The organism is Corynebacterium sp. ACRPJ (assembly GCF_022347345.1).
Classification (GTDB): domain Bacteria; phylum Actinomycetota; class Actinomycetes; order Mycobacteriales; family Mycobacteriaceae; genus Corynebacterium; species Corynebacterium tuberculostearicum_D.
Genome location: NZ_JAKRNC010000002.1, coordinates 154593 through 173732 on the forward strand (window position 1 = coordinate 154593; position 19140 = coordinate 173732).

The following is a 19140-nucleotide window of genomic DNA, read 5'->3' on the forward strand; positions in this document are numbered from 1 at the left end:
CGCTTGCCGACGCCGCCCCTCCCCGCGCGGCCTACTCCACGACCGGCTCCACGCCGGTCGCTACGATGGCTTGGCCTTTCTTCGGCGCATCGCCGCACGATGAGACCACGCCTTCTACCTCGCGCTCCTCGAGCGCCACACGCCAGCGCCGGCCGTCAGTGTGGCTGACCTCGCCGCCGTCGGTGGCGGTGAGCTGGCCGTAGGAGAGGTCCTCGCCGGCGTCAATAAGCGAGCGGGCCACCGCCAACTCCGCCACCTGGCCGCGCGGGCCGAAAATACCGCGCCCGCGATTTACCGGGTAGAAATACTTCCCCTTCGCCGCCGCCGCAATCATCTGCGCGGCGGCTTCTTTATTCATGCGACCAAAGGAATAGGCCCATGGCATGAGCATGACCGACGGCGCGAACCGGTGCCCCTTGGTGTGCGAGGTCTCCCACACCATATCCGGGTAATCCGCCACCAGCTCCGCAGCCAGCGGCCGGCCCTTGACCGCACAGCACGTATCGCGCTTCGCGTGCGTGCACACCAGCACCAGCGGCGTATCCAAAGCGCCGCCCCCATTGCGGCCAGGCCCGGTCAGGTCCAGATCGAGGATTTTCTCTGGGCCCGTCAGCAGCACGAGTTCCATCACGCCCTGTTCGGCCCACACCAGGTAGCAGCGGTGCATCTTGCCCACCTGGCGGCCGTTGCGGCCCGGCCGGCGAATTAGCTGCAGCCCTGCCGCACCCTTCAGCTTGGTCTTGAGCTGCGCTGTGAGCTCCGGCCCAAAGGTATCGCCGTCGAGCACGTCTCGCGACCATCCGCCCGGCCACTCGAAAAGCACATAGACGGATTCCTTCTTCGCCGTGCCTGGCAGCGGCTCTACCTGGATATCTGAACAGAACTCGGTCATATACCTAAGCCTAACCTTTCTGCATTTCAGCTCACACCCTTGGCAACAATTCGGCCACGAAGTACCCCCTCAGCTATACAGTTCACGACTGAAAATATAACCTAGGGGACATGTTGAAAGTCCGTCTCGCCGCAACGCTTCTCGTCACTGCTTCTCTCAGCGGCTGCGCCGCCCAGGAGTCGGACCGCACCACCATGGCTGCGTCCGTGGATAGCTCCCAGCTCAATCCGCTGGGCCAGGCCAATATGGAGATGAAGACCCTCCGGCCGCAGGCGCCCTCCGAACTCACGGTGACCGACGTGCGCATCGGCCAGCACGAGGGCTTTGAGCGCGTCGTCTTCGAGCTCGACGGCGGCGGCGCTCCCGGCTGGTTCGTGGACTTCGCCGACACGCCCACGCAGCAGGGCTCCGGCAAGACCATTGATTACTCCGGCGAGACCGCACTCAATGTCAATATCGACGGCGTGGTCTACCCCTTCGAGGCCGGCAAGGAGGACCCCCGCATCGGCGTGGTGAATGCCCCCACGGAGGGAGTTGTCACCCAAGTGGTCAATGGTGGCACCTACGAAGGCCGCTGCCAATTTGTCATCGGCATGACCTCTCGCAAGCCTTATTCCGTGCAGGTGCTCGATAACCCCACCCGCCTCGTGGTCGATATTCGCAATTAGTAAGTCGCCTCAACCCGCCAGCGGCCGCCGGACCATACCAACAGCCACGCCCGCTGATGCTCTTCGTGGTCGGCTTGGCCCACCACCTGCAAGCGCGCTACGTGCTGTGGAGTATCGGTCCACCACTGCGTATCCACCGGCCAGGGGCCGGCCCAGCCCAGCACGCGGAAACGACGCGCACCCCAGCTCAAGGCCACCGGCACCCCGGACAGGAGGGCCTCAGCGGTGACGAAGACGGGGTGCTCGGCGGCGTCGACAAGCCGAATGCGCGCGGCCGGGTGGTTCGGCCCACCGCCCAGCCGCGCAGGCAGGGGCGCGGGAATGCGGCCAGGCCACTCGCCCTGCGGCGGTGCGTCACGCTGCTCACCATAGGGCACGTACTCGATGCGCTCGGCCACCCCACGGCCACCCACTGCCCGCGGCTGCAGCACGCGGTCAATCCCCAACTGTGATTGCACGCGGGCGATCACGCGCTTGACCTGTTCCTGCGAACCCTCCCCGCCCCAGAGGCCAGCGGCGGCTGGGGCGGCAACCTCCACCGGCTCCAACGCTAGGCGGCGAATGGCCGCGCCCTCACCAGTAGCGCGCGTGAGCCAGCCATCGAGCTGCCAGCGCACCCGGTCCGCGGTGGCCTGCTCCGTCAGCGCCTCCTGCGTGCGCCATACCCGCGCCAGCTCCTCACCGGTGCCAAACTCCGCCACCACGCGCAGCCGCAGGCACACCTTGCCGGCCTCTTCCAAGCGGGCATGCAGCCGGGCCGCGAGTTGGCGGGCCGCGAAGGCCGCCGCGTCCACGCGCTCGATGCGCTCTTCCATTTCCACCGCCAGATCCGGGCGCGCCATCTCTGGGGCCACGCGCCTATCCGCACGGGCCTGGGCCAGTTCGTGGGCGCGCCGGCCCGGCTCACCAAACCGGGTAGCTACCTGCTTAAACGGCAGCGCGGCTAAATCACCCAGGCGCCGCACGCCCAGCTTATCCAGCTGTGCGATAAACCCAGCCTCAAAGCCCAAGGCCTCATCGGCCGCCAGCACGCCTATGGGCTGGGTGGCCAAAAACTCTCGCGAGCCGCCCTCTGGTACCACCGCTCCCACGCCGCGGTGCCGGGCCGCGATGACGGCCGTGGCAATCTCATCGGCGACGCCGAGGGTGGAGTCGAAGCCGGCGTACGAAGAGGCGTCGACAAGCATCTCTAGTGCCTTCTCCCCGTGGTAGCGCAGCGCCGCGCCCGCATCCACAATCGCCAGGCCCGGGCGCAGCACCTCCACCGAGGACGCCACCGCATCCAAACCGGCCGCAACCTCCGCAAACGCCGCGCCATCCCGGTCTGGATTGGCCTCCACCACTGCAGCCTCGGGGCACAACGCTTGGGCCTGGCGCAGGCGCATCCCCCGCCGCACGCCCGCCCGGCGCGCCTTCCTATCGCACACCGCCACCGCGTGATTGCGCGCAATAACCATAGGGCCCTGCCCGCCGGCGGCCTGGATGGGCCAATCCGGAAACCACACGGCCGCTACCCTCATACGGCCTCCAACCGGCGACGCTGCCCCACCGTGAGCACCCCGCGCGAGGCCCCCTGCTTCGAGGTCACCTCCACGTCCATGTCCACGCCGCGAATGCGCCCGCTGCCCTTGCCGACGCCCCGATAGGCACTCACCCGTGCCCCTATCCCCACCGCCGTGCCGGGCAGGCGCGTGCCCACCGTGAGCACCGCCGCGCGCCCGCCGCGCACCTTTGCCAGCACCGGCCGAGCCTTGGTAGGGCTCACCTCGCCGGGCGGCCCATGGTGGACAACAAGGTCCAACCCTTCCGCCAATACTCCCGTCACCATCCAGGATTCCAGCCCCGGATCCGGCACGGTTACCACGCGTTCGATAGCACCCTCCTCGGCCACTTGTGCGAGTAGCAAATCCGGCCACCCCACCACGCCTACATGCCCGCCACGGGCGGTGAGGTGGCAGATAAGCTCCACTACCAGCGCCGGGCAGTTCACACAGTGCACCACCTGCCGGCGCGCCAGACCGCCTGCAGGAAGCAAGCGCGCCAGGCCAGGAAGGGTGTCTACCAGCTCTTCTTCTGAGCCACGCTCCATAGCGCGCATGCGGGTACGCAGCATCGCCACGCGGTCCGACCTACTTAGCCCGGCCACCGCTTTTTCTAGGCGAACGCTCGTTTGACTCACCCGAATAGTATGAACCCTCACCCGGACACATGCAAGTGTATGTTCGAATGGTAGCCTTAGCGGCATGAACTTCAATACTGCCTACGGCGCCATGCGCGAGCACACCACACCCATCCCTACTCCGCCTTGGGTGCGCTTGGGCTCGTCCATCCTCATCGGTGCGGCCGTGGCGCTCTTGGCTAGCCGCGCGCATATCTTTGCCGCACTGGTTGGGGCACTCGTATGCCTCGTGGCGGCCTTCGTTCTCGTCTTTGCCCACCCCTACCGCCGTGCGATGCGCGCTTATGCCGACAAGCGCAATGTCGCTCTAGTTCCTACCATCGCACAGCTCGTGCCACTGATGATTCTGTGGCTTATGGTGATGCTCGCGCCCATCGTAGCCCTACCCGCGTGGGGCGCCGGCCTGGTGTGGCTAGTAGTCTTTGGGCTGAGCTTTTTCGTCTTCCCCCATGTGGATGGCACGCGCCGGCTCGCGTTTGCCTAATCTAAACGACACTTTTCGGGGTTATCCACAGCTTTTCCGACCCATGGCGGGTATGCGGGCCGGGTTATCCACAGAATCGGCCGTAGCGGTTGCGCCGGCCGTGCGCTGGTGTAGGTGCGCGCCGTAGCGTTGCAGGCATGAACGCACTCAAGACCTACCTCACCGCCTTGGGCCCTGGCATGGATATCATCGCCGGGTGCCAAGGCATGTCCGGGTCCGAGCTCATGGACCGCGGCGCGCCCGATGCCATCGCCGCCGATCTGCTGCTTTTGTGCGAAAGCTACTTCGGCCGCACCAAATTTACGCGCCTGCAGCGCCGCGCTATTGCCGACGCCCGCCGCAACACCCACTCCATCGCCACCCTTACCGCCCTAGAACGCATTGTTAACCGCGCGCCCAGCAAAAAGCAGGCCTGGCAGCTGCGCGCGGAATGCTGCGCGATGACCAGCTCAATGAGCCACATCCTTAAACACGCCCGACGGCGCTTGCGCGAAATGAAGGACAACACCGTAGCCCCAGGCGTGCGCACTTACCGACGCCCCAATGACTTCTGGACGCTTGCCATCACCGGAACCTCTAGTTTCATCGCGGATCTCAACGCCGCACTGGCCGCGACCGGAAAGCAATCGCTCGAGGCGGTAGAAAAGATCTTCTTTGACCAAGCTGCGGCCGCGCGGGCAGAAGTGGTGACCAATGCCATCGTGCCGTTAGACAAATTCATCCGCATCCGCGACGGCCGCGGCAATGATATCGAGCTCGATCTGACCAATGGCGCCACCATCACCGGCACCGAATATCTGCGCCGCGTGCTCAACGACGTCGGCTTTGCTGGCGACAAAGAAACCGGCTACGTCACGCTCGTGCACCCCGAAGAAGGTCCAGTCAATCTCTACCGCACGGCGCGCGTGGCCAATGACAAGCAGCGCATTATGGCCGCCGCAGAAAACCCACGCTGCGCCTGGCCGGGCTGCAACCAGCCGGCCGACCTCTCCCAAGTCCACCACCTTAAAGCGTGGAGCAATGGCGGGGAGACGAATATGAAAAACCTGGTCATGTGCTGCGCTTACCATAATGGCGTCAACGACGATGACCCCAACGCCCCACCTCGGCGCGGCCGCCTCGAGCGGGTGGGCGGGCGCATTGTGTGGCGGCCACCGTTTACCCCGCGCGAGTAAACGCCGGCGCCAAAACGAGCGAAAAGGCGCTCAGCACTAGACTGAGCGCCTTCTACGCATGCCGTTTTACTCCCACTCGATGGTTCCCGGTGGCTTGGAGGTGCAGTCCAAGACCACGCGGTTGACGTCCTTCACCTCGTTGGTGATGCGGGTAGAAATCTTCTCCAGCACCTCGTAAGGCAAACGGGTCCAGTCTGCGGTCATGGCGTCTTCCGAGGACACCGGGCGCAGCACAATCGGGTGGCCATAGGTACGGCCATCGCCCTGCACACCAACGGAGCGGACATCGGCCAGCAGTACTACCGGGCACTGCCAAATCTGGTCATCCAGGCCGGCATTGGTCAGCTCGGTGCGAGCAATAAGGTCTGCCTCGCGTAGCGTCTCCAAGCGCTCCTCGGTCACCTCACCGATGATGCGGATACCCAAGCCCGGGCCAGGGAATGGCTGGCGGCTAACGATCTCTTCTGGCAAGCCCAGCTCGCGGCCGACGGCACGTACCTCGTCCTTAAACAGCAGGCGCAGCGGCTCGACCAGCTTGAACTCCACGTCATCTGGCAGACCGCCGACATTGTGGTGAGACTTAATATTCGCCGTGCCATCGCCGCCGCCAGACTCGACAACGTCCGGGTACAGAGTGCCTTGGACGAGGTAGTCGATGGTGGAGCCTGCGGGGGCGTCGTCAAGCACGCCTGCAACCGCGCGCTCAAAGGAACGGATAAACTCCGCGCCGATGGCCTTGCGCTTAGCTTCTGGATCGCTAACTCCTGCCAGCTTTTCCAGGAAGGCAGCGCGCTCATCTGCGGTCACCAGCTTCGCTCCAGTGGAGGCGACAAAGTCCTTCTCCACCTGCTCGCGCTCGCCGGCACGCAGCAGGCCGTGGTCAACGAAGACACAGGTGAGGCGATCGCCAATGGCGCGCTGCACCAGTGCGGCCGCTACAGCGGAATCTACACCGCCGGACAGGGCGCAAATAGCGCGGCCTTCCTCGCCCACCTGCGCGCGGACATCCGCGATGAGCTGCTCGGCAATATTATCGGCCGTCCAGTTCTGCTCTAGGCCAGCAACCTCAGTAAGGAAGCGGGTAAGCACCTCCTGGCCGTGCGGCGAGTGCTGTACCTCAGGGTGGTACTGCACGCCGGCCATCTTCTTGTCCAGGCACTCCATCGCTGCAACCGGAGCACCGGCCGACGTGGCCGTAACCTCAAAACCTTCAGGAGCGGCAGATACGGCATCGCCGTGAGACATCCACACCTTGTGGGTAGCCTCCAGGCCTTCGTGAAGTACGCCGCCCTTGACATTCATATCGGTACGGCCGTACTCACGCTCGCCAGTCGACGACACGGTGCCACCAAGCGCATGGTTCATGGCCTGGAAGCCGTAGCAGATGCCGAAGACTGGAATGCCGAGCTCAAGCAGCTCCGGCTTCAGAGCCGGGGCGCCGTCAGCATAGACAGAGGACGGACCGCCCGTCAGAATAAGCGCGGCGGGATCTTTAGCTTTGATTTCCTCCACAGACGCGGAGTTGGGGACAACCTCGGAGTAAATCTTGGCCTCGCGCACGCGGCGGGCAATAAGCTGCGCGTACTGAGCGCCAAAGTCCACAACGAGGACGGGGCGCGGGGTAGTATTTGGCTTAGTCACGCCCCATAGTCTAACCCACTAAACTGATAGCTTATGAAGCGCTTGGCTATTGTGCTCGCCGCGAGCCTGTTGTTGTGCGGTTGTGACGCCACCCCAACTACGGCCGAGGTGGCGTCTGCGCTGGATGAACAAGGCCCGCAACAGGTAACACTTCCGGCCGCGGAAATCTTTGGAAGCGAGTGGGATGAGTGGGTTCCATTGTGCGGCACGCAGCAGGCAGAGCGCGTGGGGCATCCAGAAGTAGCGCAAAATTCGGTGGTTCTACGCGCGAGCGGCGAAGAGAAGGTTGTAGAGCTCAATCCCTCGGGAGTACGCGTGTGCCCAGTCCACAACTCAGGGCAATGGCGGCCAACGACGGACAAGACCACGTGGAGGCGTGAGGGCGGCTGGCAATTGGTTTCCTAAACCACTCTCCTACCTCGCCAACTGGTATCTGTTCGGCGGCGAAGGAAGCCCTGAAACAAAGAAACGCGGCTGCGCCGAGAAGGCACAGCCGCGTCAGGACTCTCGCGCGGATTAGTAGCGAACGGCGAGTTCGACCTTCTGGAAGGACTTCAGGTCGGTGTAGCCACACTTGGCCATGGAACGGCGCAGCGCGCCGACCAGGTTGGTGCGGCCAAAGGGCTCGCTGGAGGGACCGTGCAGCACGGTTTCCAGCGACGGGGCGGCCGATTCTTCTGTGGCTTCGGCCGGGGTACCGGTGGTGAGGAAATCGACGTCCAAGTCGGTATCGGCCCCGGAGAACTGAACGAAGCCGCGTGGGAAACGCGGGTGGCCGGCCGTGGCAGGCCAGTACCAGCCCTTGCCGCCGGCCTCGCGGGCCTGGGCAAGCAGTGGGCCGAGAGCAACACCGTCAGCGCCGCAGGCAAAAGCCTTGGCAATATTGCCGGAGTTTTCAAACTCGGTATCGGCGATGATGTGTACATAGCGGCCGCCGGTCTCGTCGAGGTAGTCGCGGCGGGCTGCGGCGGCGTCGGCAATCGCGGTGCCCATGGCCGAGTCGATGCCTACGGTCTCGGCGTTAGTGGTCACGCCTGCGCCAACGATGACGCCGGCCGCACCGGTGCGCATCAGGTGTAGCGCAGTGGTGTAGTCGGTAACTCCGCCGGCGATGACGGGAACGTCAAGGGAGCCAATGAACTCCTTGAGGTTCAGCGGTTCACCGCCGGTAGCCACGTGCTCGGCCGACACCAAGGTGCCCTGGATAAATAGCAATTCTGCACCGGCCGCGATGACCTTCGGGGCCATCTCGCGAGCATTTTGGGGGGATACGCGCACAGCAACGGTGACTCCGGAGTCGCGGACTTGGGAGATGCGCTCGGCAAGGAGGGCGTCGTCAAGCGGGGCAGCGTGCAGCTCCTGGATGATGGAGTTATCGCCCGGCTGCGAGTAAATGCGGGCTAGGGCGCCCTCGAGGTCCTTGTGGCGGCCCCACAGGCCCTCGGCATTGATGACGCCGAGGCCACCTTGCTTGCCCATCTCGATGATGAACTCAGGGGTGGCGAGCGCATCGGTGGGGTGGGACACGAAGGGGATGTCGAAGGTATAGGCGTCGATGTGCCAGGTGGTGTCCACGTCCTTGGAGGAACGGGTGCGGCGCTGCGGCACGATGGATAGTTGCTCTAGATCAAAGGTGCGGCGGGCCTCGCGGCCGATGCCAATTTCGGCGTATTCACGCATGATATTCCTAGCGGTAGTTTGGTGCTTCTGCGATTTGCTGCAGGTGGTGCGGGTGGGATTCCTTCAGGCCTGCGGCGGTGATTTGGACGAAGCGCTTGGTCTTTAGCTCGGCCAGGGTGGCGGAGCCCGTATAGCCCATGGAAGCGCGCAGACCGCCAATAATCTGGTGCACGATGGCATCGATATCGCCACGGAAGGGCACGCGACCCTCGACGCCTTCCGGAACCAGCTTGTCTTCGCTGCGGACATCGGCCTGGAAGTAGCGGTCCTTGGAATAGGAACGCTTCTCACCAGAGAGGCCACGGCCCTGCATGGCGCCCATGGAGCCCATGCCGCGGTAGCGCTTGTACTGCTTGCCCTGGTAGACCACGATATCGCCGGGGGCTTCGGTGGTGCCGGCAAACATGGAGCCCAGCATGACGGTATCGGCGCCGGCCGCCAGGGCCTTGGCGACGTCGCCGGAGTACTGCATGCCACCATCGCCGATAACCGGCACACCGGCCGGGCCAGCTACTGCGGCGGCCTCCATCAGGGCCGTAATCTGCGGCGCGCCCACGCCGGCGACGACGCGGGTGGTGCAAATGGAGCCTGGGCCGATGCCGACCTTGATGGCGTCGGCGCCGGCATCGATCATTGCCTGGGCGGCCTCGCGGGTGGCGAGATTACCGCCGATGACATCGACCTTGGAGCCGAAATCCTTCTGCACGCGGGAGACCATTTCCAGCACGCGGTTATTGTGGGCGTGGGCGGAGTCGACGACGAGGGCGTCCACGCCGGCGTCGACAAGCGCGGCGGCGCGCTGGTAGGACTCTTCGCCGGTACCGATGCCGGCCGCAACCAACAGTCGCCCGGCCGAGTCCTTGGACGCGTTAGGGTACTGCTCGGTCTTGACAAAGTCCTTGACGGTAATCAGACCGGTGAGCTTATTGTTCGCATCGACGATGGGCAGCTTTTCCACCTTATTGGCCGAGAGCAGTTCGAGGGCTTCCTTCTTGGATACGCCCTCGCGCGCAACGACGAGAGGCATGGCCGTCATGACCTCGCTGACCTTGCGGTCAAAGTCAGGCTCGAAGCGCATATCGCGGTTGGTGCAAATGCCCACCAGGGTGCCATCCTCGTCTACCACCGGCAGGCCAGAGATGCGGAAGCGGGCGCACAACGCGTCTACTTCCCCGATGGTCATATCCGGGCGGGCAGTGATGGGGTCGGTGACCATGCCGGACTCGGAGCGCTTCACAATCTCTACCTGCTCGGCCTGGTCCTCGGTGGACAGGTTGCGGTGCAGCACGCCGATACCACCCTGGCGGGCCATGGCAATGGCCATGCGGGCCTCAGTCACGGTATCCATGGCGGCCGAGGCAAGCGGAACGCCGAGGCGGATATTACGGGTAAATTGCGCGCCAGTATCGACCTCGGAGGGCACGATATTGGATTCGGCGGGCAAAAGGAGCACATCATCAAAGGTCAGGCCGCGCAGGGCTACCTTGTTCGGGTCATCTCCACCAGTATGAATACGGTTCTCGCTCATCGAGGTCTCTCCTTAACAGGTTTAGCGGCTAACCCAACTGTAGTGCGTTGCCGGCCGACGACACCATTTGGGCAGGGGGTAAATTGCCTCGGGAGGGTAAGTTCAATAGGCTCGCAGGCGTGAACTTCTTCGCCAATATGCCCCGCGATCCTTTCGCCGATGATCCGAATGACCCCGCCTCCTTCCTGGAGGAGGACGAGCAGGTCATGCCGCTTACCGACGACGACCGGATCGCCATCATTCACGACCTCGCGCTGGTGCAGAAATTTGCGTCCATCCTCGGCCCGCGCGGCATCGACGGCATCTTCTTCTTGTGCGAGGATTGCCAGGAAAACCACTTTTATGAGTGGGACATTATGGCCGCCAATATGCGCGCCACCCTTGAAGGCGAGCTAGCACCGGTGCATGAGCCAGGAGCCGAGCCAGATCCCTCCCGCTACGTGCCTTGGGACTACGCCTTGGGTTACTTGGATGGCCTAGAGGGCCGCTAGCTTCTACTGCTGCTGACCCAACTCGATGGTGGTCGTCGGCGCGTCCTCAACGTTGGGGTTGGGCTGCGGGTTTGGCTGTCCTTGTTCCGTGACCACCACGGTTTCGGTGGCGTATTGAGTTTCGGTCACGGTGACCTGCTCCGGCTGCTGTTCCGGTTGCGAAGCCTCTTCCGCAACGGTTTCGGTGGTGGTCTCCGTCACGGTGTGCGGGGTGGGCTTCGGTTGCGCAGAGCGCTTTTGTTCCGCCTCGCGGTTGGCGGCGATGGCCTTTTCTTCTTTGCCTTCGGCCTCATCCAGCTTGGCGCGGGCGTCCTTCATCAGTTCGCGAGCGCCTTCAATATCGCCTTCGGCCGCGCGAGATTCCATCTCTTCCAACGTGCCGGCCAGCTCCACGTTGCGGGTCTTATCGCCCTTATCAAGGGTTCCGGCGTGCAACATCGCACCACCGGCTCCAGCGATAACTAGGGTTGCGGCCGCCGCACCGATGAGTCCATGTACGAACGGGCCGCCGCGGCGGCGCTTGCGGGCCTGGCCTAGGTCGATGACCTCAGGCTCAGCGTCGGCGCCTTCTACCAGCGGGGCTGGAGGCATCTGCTTATCGACGTCCCCCTTTAACTCCAGCAGCAGCTCCGCCAGGTCGTCCTGGCTGTCGGAAGGGTTAGTCCCCTTCGAAAGCTCGGTGAGGAATGCATCATCATCTACCAAGGGCTGGAGCTGGTCTGCAAGGCCGTCATTATCGCCGTGATGCTTCGGTGCCATGATGGTGTCTCTCCCCCTTCCTTTCTGATATGAAATATCTGCTGTAAGAGTCGGCCGCTAGGCCCTTAGCGCGCAGTTTCCTGGGCGGCTTGGAGGGTCTTTCGCAATTGAGCGAGTGCTCGGTGTTGTGCGACACGAACCGCACCTGGGGTGGAACCCACAATTTCCGCGGTTTCTTCTGCCGACAAACCGTTGAACACGCGCAGAATAACGATGTTTTTCGCCTTGTCACTTAACGTATCGAGCAAGGCGCGCATTCTGTTACTACCGTCGGCCTCCAATGCCCACTCTTCAGGGGTGGCGTCACGCGCGGAGTCTTCTGGAATTTCTTCGGTAGGGGTGGACTTATCGCGCCCCATGGCGCGGTGGGCATCGGTGACCTTGTTGAACGCAATGCCGTAGACATAGGCCATAAACGGACGGCCCTTGTCCTCGTAGGAGCCAATAGAGGTGGCCACTGCAAGACAGATCTCTTGGGCTACATCCTCCGCGGTGGGTTGACGGCCGCCACCGATGCGGGCGCGGCAGTAGCGCAGCACCTGCGGGTGAATGATCCGCAGGACTTTTTGCAGCGCTCGACGGCTGCCGTCGACGGCATGCGGGACGAGATCCGCTAGCTCCTGTTCCTTATCACTCACGTATGCACCCTCTGACATGTTTTAAACCGGTAACTAACCATATTGGCACACGGGAAGTTTATGCAAAGGCAACGCGCAGCCCCATTACCTATGCAAGCTGAGAGACAGAAAATTCACAAACCGTTAACCTTCGACGTTTGCGCTGGTAAACCGTGGTGTAGGAAGGGGAATGGCGAGAACAATACTTAAAAGTCAAAAATCGGTAACCCACCGTTTACCCACGCGCGAAACACTACGTGAGGTTGCTTTCCGTAACACTGCGGAAGCCACACAAGAATTCTCGCCCTTACAAAGGAGCTTAGTAACGTGTCTCAGCCTCATTTGCTTCCCGGTCCCACCGCTGACTTGTGGGATTGGCAGCTACAAGGCGCCTGCCGCGGAGAAAACTCGGACGTGTTTTATCACCCAGATGGCGAGCGTGGCCGTGCCCGCGCCCAGCGCGAGAACCGCGCCAAGGCCATCTGCAATTCCTGCCCGGTCATTGATTTGTGCCGCGAGCATGCTCTGCAATCCGCCGAGCCTTACGGCGTCTGGGGCGGAATGAGCGAATCCGAGCGCGTCGTTGCGCTGCGCCAGCGCCGCCGCGCCGCCGCGCCGGTCAACGCTTAAGGCAGAAGGTTAGGGGGAGACGAGGGCGTCGGCAAGAAAGCGCCCCGTCACCGAGTCTTGCTGCTCGGCTAGGTCGGCCGGGGTGCCGCTAAAGACCAGCTGGCCGCCGGCCGAACCGGCGCCGGGGCCCAAGTCGATGGCGTGATCCGCATGCGCGAGAACGGCCAGATTGTGGTCGATGCAGATGACGGTGTGCCCGGAGTCCACCAGCTCATCCAGCAGCGTCAGAATCCGGGCGGTATCTGACGGGTGCAGGCCGGTCGTGGGCTCATCGAGAACCAGTACATCAGCGGTGGACTTCTTATCGCTCAGGTGCGCTGCGAGCTTGAGGCGCTGGCGCTCGCCGCCGGACAAGGTGGACAGCGGCTGGCCTAGGGTGAGATACCCCAGGCCGACGGTGCACAAGGTATCGCAGATTTTCGCCGCGGCCGGGACTTTGACCTCCCGCAGGAAATCCGCGGCTTGGGCGGCCGAGAGCTCGAAGACATCCGCAATGGTGCGCCCGCACAAGGTATAGGCCAGCACATCGGCCGAAAAGCGGCGGCCTTGGCAGATTTCGCACGTGACGTCTACCCCGCTCATCACGCCCAGCTCCACATAGACCACGCCCGCACCGTTGCATTTGGGGCACGCACCTTCGGAATTGGCGGAAAAGAGTGCGGGCTTTACTCCATTGGCCTTGGCAAAGGCCTTGCGGATGGGGTCGAGCGCGCCAGTGTAGGTCGCAGGATTGGAGCGGCGCGAGCCCTTGATGGGGGCCTGTCCGATGCTGAGCAAGCGCTCCCCTACTACGGCCGGGATCTCGGCCGTGAGCGAGGATTTGCCGGAACCGGCGACGCCGGTAATGACGGTCAAGACACCTTCCGGGAAATCCACATCGATTCCGCGCAGGTTATTGCGTTGGGCGCCGCGGACCGCGAAAGTCCCGGTAGGTGTACGCACGTTGTCCTTTAACGTAACGGGCCCCGACATATGCCGGGCCGTGGTGGTATCGGCCGCGCGCAGCTGGGCGGGGGTGCCGCTGAAGGTAATGCGGCCGCCGTCCCGGCCGGCGCCAGGGCCAAGATCCACCACGCGATCCGCCGCTGCGATGGTAGAGGGATTGTGCTCTACTACGAGCACGGTATTGCCCTTATCGCGCAGCCGCAGCAAGAGGCTATTAATACGCTCGCAGTCGCTCGGGTGCAGGCCGGCGGTGGGCTCGTCGAAGACATAGGTGACGTCGGAAAGCGCGGAGCCCAAGTGGCGAACCATGCGGGTGCGCTGGGCCTCGCCGCCAGAAAGCGTACCGGCCGCGCGGGCGAGGGTGAGGTAGCCCAGGCCGAGCTCGATGGCGTTGTCGACGGCCGCGGCAATGGAATCGAGCAGTGGTTGCGCGGCCGGCAGGGAGACGCCCGCGAGCCAACCGCGCAGGTCAGTAAGCTCCATCTCGCACAGGTCCGCAATGGAAGCGTCCTCGATATAGGATTCGCGGGCGTGGCGGGCCAGGCGCGTGCCGTGGCAGTCGGGGCAGGCGACGAAGACGACGGCGCGCTCAACAAAAGCCCGCATGTGCTTTTGCAGGCTTTCTACCGGTTTGCTCAGCACGTTTTTGCGCAGGCGCGTGGCCAGGCCCATGTAGCTCATGTTGACCCCGCCGACCTTGGTTTTAGTCTCGGTATAGTACAGCGCCTCTTTTTGTTCGGCCGTAAACTCGCGGACGGAAATGTCGGCCGGGTAGAGGCCGGATTCGGCGTAGGCGCGCCACATCCAGGAGTTGGGCTTCATGCCGGGGTAGATAATGGCGCCGTCGGCAAGCGAAAGCTCCTCGTCGACTAGGCACGACAGATCAATATCGGAGACGCGGCCGGTACCCTCGCATTCGGGGCACATGCCGCCGGTGCGCTCGAAACGGCGCACCTCCTTAGTGCCGTTGACCTCGATGGCGCCCTGGCCGGAGGCGGAGGGCACATTAAAGGAGTAGGCCGCCGGGCCGCCGGCGCGCGGGGTGGCCATGCGCGAATACAGCACGCGCAGCATGGCAGTGATATCGGTGGCGGTGCCAAAGGTGGAGCGCGAGGAGGCGGCCATGGGCTCCTGGCCCACCACGATGGCGGCCGTGAGATGCTCTAGCTTATCGACGTCCGGCCGGGCCAACGACGGCATAAACCCCTGCACGAATCCGGGGTAAGTCTCGTTAATAAGCCGCTGAGACTCGGCCGCGATGGTGTCGAAGACCAGGGAGGATTTGCCGGAGCCGGATACGCCGGTAAAGACGGTGAGCTGGCGCTTAGGGATGGACAGGGAGATATTGCGTAGGTTGTTTTCGCGTGCGCCGGTGACCTTGATGTATTCCACGGGCCTAGTCTAGGTACAACAAAACCCGCCGCGCGGGAAGCGGGGCGGGCGATGTTGGGAAGGTTTAGTGCTGGTGGCCGTGACCGGCGTCAGCAGGCTGCTCTTCCTGTGGCTTTTCCACCACGGAGGCCTCGGTGGTAAGAACCATGCGGGCCACGGAGGTGGCGTTGACCACGGCGGAGTGAGTGACCTTCACCGGGTCGATAATGCCGTTATCGATGAGGTTGCCGTACTCCAGGGTATTGGCGTTGAAGCCCTCACCGTTGGACATCTCGGCAACGCGGGAGACGACGACGGCGCCGTCGAGGCCAGCATTTTCGGCGATCCAGAACGCCGGACGGGTCAGGGCGCGGGCGACGGCGAGAACGCCGACCTTAGCCTCGCCCTCAAAGCCCTCAGCGAAGGACTCGAGTTCCTTGGAGATCTGGACCAGCACGGAGCCGCCGCCGGCGATAACGCCCTCTTCGACGGCCGCGCGGGCGGCGTTGATGGCATCTTCGACGCGTAGCTTGCGCTCGTTGACCTCGGTCTCGGTAGCCGCACCAACGCGGATGACGGCCACGCCGCCGGAGAGCTTCGCCAGGCGCTCCTCGAGCTTTTCCTTATCCCAGGTGGAATCGGTGCGCTCGATGTCGCGGCGAATGTGCTCGCGGCGCTCTTCTACTGCTTCAGCGGTGCCGCCGCCATCAACGATGACGGTGTCATCCTTGGTGATGGTCACGCGGCGGGCAGAACCGAGCACGTCGAGGCCAGCCTCGTTGAGGTTGACGCCCACCTCTGGGTCGATGACGGTGGCGCCGGTAACGACGGCCAGGTCATCCATGAATCCCTTGCGGCGCTCGCCAAAGTACGGGGCCTTCACGGCCGCGACCTTGAGCACCTTGCGGATGGAGTTGACGACGAGCGCCTGCAGCGGCTCGCCCTCGACGTCTTCCGCAATGATGAGGGTCGGGCGGTTGGTCTCGGCGATCTTCTCCAGCAGCGGCAGGAAGTCCGGCAGGGAGGAGATCTTGTTGCGGACGAGCAATACTGCGGCGTCGTCCAGCACGGCGTGGTAGGTCTCTTCTTCCGTAGCGAAGTACGGGGAAAGGTAGCCCTTGTCAAAGGAAATGCCCTCGGTGACGTCAACTGCGGAGTCGATGGTCTGGGATTCCTCGACGGTGACCACACCGTCCTTGCCCACCTTGTCCATGGCGCCGGCAACCATCTCGCCAACCTCCGGGTCGCGGGAGGAGACGGTAGCTACCTGCGCGATTTCAGAGGAGGAGTTGACCGCGGTGGCGCGGGCCTTGAGCTCCTCGACGGCCTTTTCGGCCGCTGCTGCGATGCCGCGGTTGAGCTCGACTGGGTTGGCGCCGGCCGCGACGTTGCGCAGGCCTTCGAAGATGAGCGCCTGGGCCAGCAAGGTAGCGGTGGTGGTGCCGTCACCTGCGGTGTCATTGGTCTTGACAGCAACGGACTTGACCAGCTGCGCGCCGAGGTTTTCGAAGGGCTCCTCGATGTCGATATCGCGGGCGATGGTCACGCCGTCATTGGTGACGGTGGGGCCACCGAAGGCCTTGGACAGCACGACGTTGCGGCCGCGCGGGCCGAGGGTGACCTTGACGGCATCAGCCAGCGTATCGACGCCGCGCTGGATTCCCTCGCGGGCTTCTTGGTCGAATGCAATGAGCTTTGCCATAAGTGGGCCTACTTCTCGATGACGGCGAGCAGGTCACGGGAGGACAGCAGCAGGTACTCCTCGCCGTTGTACTTCAGCTCGGTGCCGCCGTACTTGGAAAAGACCACGGTATCGCCTTCGTTGACGCCTACCGGGGTGGCCTCACCCTTGTCGTTGGTGCGGCCTGGGCCTACTGCAACGACGGTGGCTTCCTGTGGCTTTTCCTTGGCAGAATCTGGGATGACCAGGCCGGAAGCGGTGGTGGTTTCAGCTTCTACGATCTGTACGAGGACGCGGTCCTCGAGAGGCTTGATGTTTGCCATGATGTTTCCTCCGTAGTGTTCGTATGCGCACCGGTATGGCGCGCGCGTGCCGGTTGTGGATGTCCAGCACAGCCGTCGTCGCGGGTGAACAACTGTGGGTCAAACAACCTGATTAGCACTCTACCCTCGTGACTGCTAACCCTCAACAATGGCTCGGCCCACATTTTTACGCCCTCAGCGATCCCCTCAGCGCTCCCGTTGCCCGGCGCGCACGAATCCGGCAAGCGCCAGCTTGACGACGCCCAGTGCGATAAACATGGCACCAAAAATCACGGCAAAGGCCGACCACCACAGCTCCTCCACCAGCGTTCGGCCGAAGGAAGCCTGCGGGGTGAGCAGGTGGTGGAGTGGGAGGAGTGTCGCCAAGCACAGCGCCCAGACCACGCCGGCCGCGGTCAGGGTGAGGCACGCCGCCTCCCCCACTTGCACGCGGGCCCAGGCCGAGGGGGTGGCACCGGCCAGGGTGAGGCCGCGGATATCAGAGGCGATGCGCCCGTGCATCAGCAGCGAGGTAAGCACAGCGCCCACGATGCTGGGAGCAAAGACAGGCCCTAAAAGGGCGACGAAGACTTGCCAGGAGGACAAGGTTCCACCGGCGCCTGCGTCGCTTGCAAAGCGCAGGCCCGAGCCGACGGCGACGATAAAGCCGCTGACGAGCACCCATGGCACGATGTGCGGGGTGGAAAAGCACCGGCGCACGCGCACGTTGGCCCCAGCGATACCGGCCGGACGGGTCCATTGGTCGATACCGGGCATGAGCCAAGGTAAGACGAGAGCGACGAGGATGACCAAGCCCATCTCGGCCGAGAGCAGGTCTCCAGGGTCATCAATCTGCAGGCACCCGTATGTTGTGCCGCCAATGGCCGCGGCTGCAAGCAGGAATTTCACCGTGAGCCACGCCGGGTGTGCGGCGGCGCGCGGCCGGAATACGCGGCGCAGCGGAGGCAGCGCACCGACTAGCGCCGCGGACGTGCAGACGGCTACCGCAATGACTACGACCTGGCCGGTGATGTCAATGTCCGGCATGGGGATGCCATCGCTGCGCAGGGCGCGCACGCACGGGGCAAGCAGCGGGCGGGCAGGCAGCACGCCGAGTAGCCCGGCGCCCGCGCTGACCACTGCGACTTGGCCCAGGATAAAAGCGAGGATCATCCAGCCGGGCATGCCCACCATGCGCCAGGAGCGGTAGACCGGCTCGCGCTCGGCAATGATAAGGCGCATCTGCGATAGCGTCACCAATACCACCACGCACAGGGCCATTCCCAACACCGTGCCACCCAGCGGGCCGGCGGGGTCTTCTTCGGCCCCGGAGGAAGCCACCAGCATGGCCAGCGCCAGGGTGCACGAGGTGGAAGACACCACCAGGGTCAGCGCCACGGCCAGCCACGATAGCCAATTGGACTGTAAGTCCTTAAGCCACACCAGCATGGGCCACCTCCTCTAAGGAAATGATCCGGTCGGCCGCCTCAGCGGCGAGGTGAGAGTGAGTCACCATGACCACACTGGCGCCATCGCGGGCGGCGGCGCGCAGGTGGGAAAGGACGGTGGATGCGGTGGCGTCGTCAAGCGCGCCCGTAGGCTCGTCAGCGAAGATATAGGGCGCCTGAGCCAGCAGTGCCCGGGCGACGGCCACGCGTTGCTGCTGCCCGCCAGAAAGCTGTGCGGGTAGGCGGCGCTCTAAACCAGCAAGGCCAAGCGAATCAAAGACCTCTGCCACCTGGCCGCGTGTAGGGCGCCGGCCGGAAAAGCGCGCGGTCAAGGTGGCATTGCGCTGCGCGTTGAGGGATTCCAGGAGATTATAGTCTTGGAATACAAATGCACGCTGCTTGCGCCCCGGCGCGTTGACTCGGCCGGAGGTGGGCTTATCTAGCCCGGATAGCAGGTTCAACAGCGTGGTTTTCCCGCTGCCGGAAGGCCCCATGATGGCGACGAATTCGCCTGGGGCGATGGACACATTCACGCGATTGAGCACGGTGCGGCGGCCGTAGCGCTTGCTGAGGTTATCTGCTTTTAACATGCCTTTGATTCCACTCGGCCGCGCAGAAGAAAGACATGGAGTGGGCCGCCCAGAAAATG

At 63.8% G+C, this 19140-nt stretch carries 19 protein-coding genes; 6 read left to right on the forward strand and 13 right to left on the reverse strand.

What is annotated here, in order from left to right; genetic code table 11:
- Positions 1-31: 31 nt before the first annotated feature.
- The gene (locus MHY08_RS02065) at positions 32-892 is read right to left on the reverse strand and encodes a sucrase ferredoxin (protein WP_239235088.1); all 861 of its coding nucleotides are present in this window, start codon (positions 890-892) and stop codon (positions 32-34) included.
- Between the two features lie 110 nt (positions 893-1002).
- On the opposite strand from MHY08_RS02065, the gene MHY08_RS02070 reads away from it, so the two are divergent.
- A complete protein-coding gene (locus tag MHY08_RS02070) occupies positions 1003-1560 on the forward strand; it encodes a hypothetical protein (RefSeq protein ID WP_239228575.1) in 558 nt (185 codons plus the stop codon).
- On the opposite strand, the gene MHY08_RS02075 is transcribed toward MHY08_RS02070, so the two are convergent.
- Together MHY08_RS02075 and MHY08_RS02080 are read right to left on the reverse strand one after the other, a co-directional pair.
- The gene (locus tag MHY08_RS02075) at positions 1557-3080 is read right to left on the reverse strand and encodes a DNA polymerase Y family protein (RefSeq protein WP_239235090.1); all 1524 of its coding nucleotides are present in this window, start codon (positions 3078-3080) and stop codon (positions 1557-1559) included. The two genes, MHY08_RS02070 and MHY08_RS02075, sit on opposite strands and share 4 nt — an antisense overlap.
- A complete protein-coding gene (locus MHY08_RS02080; RefSeq protein WP_239235180.1) occupies positions 3077-3673 on the reverse strand; it encodes a hypothetical protein in 597 nt (198 codons plus the stop codon). Before MHY08_RS02080 ends, MHY08_RS02075 begins: the two co-directional genes overlap by 4 nt.
- 130 nt (positions 3674-3803) lie before the next feature.
- On the opposite strand from MHY08_RS02080, the gene MHY08_RS02085 reads away from it, so the two are divergent.
- Together MHY08_RS02085 and MHY08_RS02090 are read left to right on the forward strand one after the other, a co-directional pair.
- Positions 3804-4223: a hypothetical protein gene (locus MHY08_RS02085; protein WP_239235092.1), complete on the forward strand. Its 420-nt coding sequence runs from the start codon at positions 3804-3806 to the stop codon at positions 4221-4223.
- 137 nt (positions 4224-4360) lie between these two features.
- Positions 4361-5398: an HNH endonuclease signature motif containing protein gene (locus MHY08_RS02090; RefSeq protein ID WP_239235094.1), complete on the forward strand. Its 1038-nt coding sequence runs from the start codon at positions 4361-4363 to the stop codon at positions 5396-5398.
- A 66-nt stretch (positions 5399-5464) separates the two neighbouring features.
- Here the strand turns inward: MHY08_RS02090 and guaA are convergent, their stop codons facing one another.
- The gene (gene guaA / locus MHY08_RS02095) at positions 5465-7039 is read right to left on the reverse strand and encodes a glutamine-hydrolyzing GMP synthase (protein WP_204610141.1); all 1575 of its coding nucleotides are present in this window, start codon (positions 7037-7039) and stop codon (positions 5465-5467) included.
- A 33-nt stretch (positions 7040-7072) separates the two neighbouring features.
- Here guaA and MHY08_RS02100 point away from each other — a divergent pair, with 33 nt between their 5' ends.
- Entirely contained in the window at positions 7073-7444 is a 372-nt protein-coding gene (locus MHY08_RS02100) for a hypothetical protein (RefSeq protein WP_204610142.1), read from the forward strand.
- Positions 7445-7555: 111 nt separating this feature from the next.
- Here the strand turns inward: MHY08_RS02100 and MHY08_RS02105 are convergent, their stop codons facing one another.
- Positions 7556-8719 (reverse strand): GuaB3 family IMP dehydrogenase-related protein, encoded by a 1164-nt coding sequence (locus MHY08_RS02105; protein ID WP_239235096.1) that lies wholly within the window; start codon positions 8717-8719, stop codon positions 7556-7558.
- A gap of 7 nt (positions 8720-8726) precedes the next feature.
- Entirely contained in the window at positions 8727-10247 is a 1521-nt protein-coding gene (guaB, locus tag MHY08_RS02110) for an IMP dehydrogenase (RefSeq protein WP_204610143.1), read from the reverse strand.
- 119 nt (positions 10248-10366) lie between these two features.
- On the opposite strand from guaB, the gene MHY08_RS02115 reads away from it, so the two are divergent.
- Entirely contained in the window at positions 10367-10738 is a 372-nt protein-coding gene (locus MHY08_RS02115; RefSeq protein ID WP_005326826.1) for a DUF5319 domain-containing protein, read from the forward strand.
- Positions 10739-10741: 3 nt separating this feature from the next.
- Here the strand turns inward: MHY08_RS02115 and MHY08_RS02120 are convergent, their stop codons facing one another.
- Positions 10742-11497 (reverse strand): hypothetical protein, encoded by a 756-nt coding sequence (locus MHY08_RS02120; RefSeq protein ID WP_204610145.1) that lies wholly within the window; start codon positions 11495-11497, stop codon positions 10742-10744.
- Between the two features lie 65 nt (positions 11498-11562).
- On the reverse strand, positions 11563-12135 hold the full coding sequence (locus MHY08_RS02125; RefSeq protein WP_239192960.1) for a sigma-70 family RNA polymerase sigma factor: 573 nt from the start codon (positions 12133-12135) through the stop codon (positions 11563-11565).
- Positions 12136-12441: 306 nt separating this feature from the next.
- Here MHY08_RS02125 and MHY08_RS02130 point away from each other — a divergent pair, with 306 nt between their 5' ends.
- On the forward strand, positions 12442-12744 hold the full coding sequence (locus MHY08_RS02130) for a WhiB family transcriptional regulator (RefSeq protein ID WP_005326832.1): 303 nt from the start codon (positions 12442-12444) through the stop codon (positions 12742-12744).
- A gap of 9 nt (positions 12745-12753) precedes the next feature.
- Here the strand turns inward: MHY08_RS02130 and MHY08_RS02135 are convergent, their stop codons facing one another.
- The 5 genes from MHY08_RS02135 to MHY08_RS02155 form a co-directional block, all read right to left on the reverse strand.
- A complete protein-coding gene (locus MHY08_RS02135) occupies positions 12754-15081 on the reverse strand; it encodes an excinuclease ABC subunit UvrA (protein ID WP_239235098.1) in 2328 nt (775 codons plus the stop codon).
- 64 nt (positions 15082-15145) lie between these two features.
- Positions 15146-16762 carry a chaperonin GroEL gene (groL, locus tag MHY08_RS02140; protein ID WP_204610151.1) on the reverse strand — a complete coding sequence of 539 codons (1617 nt, stop codon included), beginning with the start codon at positions 16760-16762 and terminating at the stop codon, positions 15146-15148.
- An 8-nt stretch (positions 16763-16770) separates the two neighbouring features.
- Complete coding sequence (gene groES, locus MHY08_RS02145) at positions 16771-17064, reverse strand: co-chaperone GroES (protein WP_204610153.1); 294 nt, start codon at positions 17062-17064, stop codon at positions 16771-16773.
- Between the two features lie 186 nt (positions 17065-17250).
- On the reverse strand, positions 17251-18492 hold the full coding sequence (locus tag MHY08_RS02150; protein ID WP_239235100.1) for an FtsX-like permease family protein: 1242 nt from the start codon (positions 18490-18492) through the stop codon (positions 17251-17253).
- A complete protein-coding gene (locus MHY08_RS02155; protein ID WP_204610176.1) occupies positions 18476-19081 on the reverse strand; it encodes an ABC transporter ATP-binding protein in 606 nt (201 codons plus the stop codon). The genes MHY08_RS02150 and MHY08_RS02155 overlap by 17 nt, the downstream gene beginning before the upstream one ends.
- Positions 19082-19140 lie beyond the last annotated feature (59 nt).

Bases quoted from the DNA above. Each gene is read 5' to 3' on its own strand.
- MHY08_RS02080 (WP_239235180.1), bottom strand. From the start codon at position 3,673: ATGCTGCGTACCCGCATGCGCGCTATGGAGCGTGGCTCAGAAGAAGAG.
- groL (WP_204610151.1), bottom strand. From the start codon at position 16,762: ATGGCAAAGCTCATTGCATTCGACCAAGAAGCCCGCGAGGGAATCCAG.
- guaB (WP_204610143.1), bottom strand. From the start codon at position 10,247: ATGAGCGAGAACCGTATTCATACTGGTGGAGATGACCCGAACAAGGTA.
- MHY08_RS02090 (WP_239235094.1), top strand. From the start codon at position 4,361: ATGAACGCACTCAAGACCTACCTCACCGCCTTGGGCCCTGGCATGGAT.
- MHY08_RS02100 (WP_204610142.1), top strand. From the start codon at position 7,073: ATGAAGCGCTTGGCTATTGTGCTCGCCGCGAGCCTGTTGTTGTGCGGT.
- MHY08_RS02105 (WP_239235096.1), bottom strand. From the start codon at position 8,719: ATGCGTGAATACGCCGAAATTGGCATCGGCCGCGAGGCCCGCCGCACC.
- MHY08_RS02120 (WP_204610145.1), bottom strand. From the start codon at position 11,497: ATGGCACCGAAGCATCACGGCGATAATGACGGCCTTGCAGACCAGCTC.
- MHY08_RS02065 (WP_239235088.1), bottom strand. From the start codon at position 892: ATGACCGAGTTCTGTTCAGATATCCAGGTAGAGCCGCTGCCAGGCACG.
- MHY08_RS02085 (WP_239235092.1), top strand. From the start codon at position 3,804: ATGAACTTCAATACTGCCTACGGCGCCATGCGCGAGCACACCACACCC.
- MHY08_RS02070 (WP_239228575.1), top strand. From the start codon at position 1,003: ATGTTGAAAGTCCGTCTCGCCGCAACGCTTCTCGTCACTGCTTCTCTC.
- MHY08_RS02075 (WP_239235090.1), bottom strand. From the start codon at position 3,080: ATGAGGGTAGCGGCCGTGTGGTTTCCGGATTGGCCCATCCAGGCCGCC.
- groES (WP_204610153.1), bottom strand. From the start codon at position 17,064: ATGGCAAACATCAAGCCTCTCGAGGACCGCGTCCTCGTACAGATCGTA.
- MHY08_RS02155 (WP_204610176.1), bottom strand. From the start codon at position 19,081: ATGTTAAAAGCAGATAACCTCAGCAAGCGCTACGGCCGCCGCACCGTG.
- MHY08_RS02150 (WP_239235100.1), bottom strand. From the start codon at position 18,492: ATGCTGGTGTGGCTTAAGGACTTACAGTCCAATTGGCTATCGTGGCTG.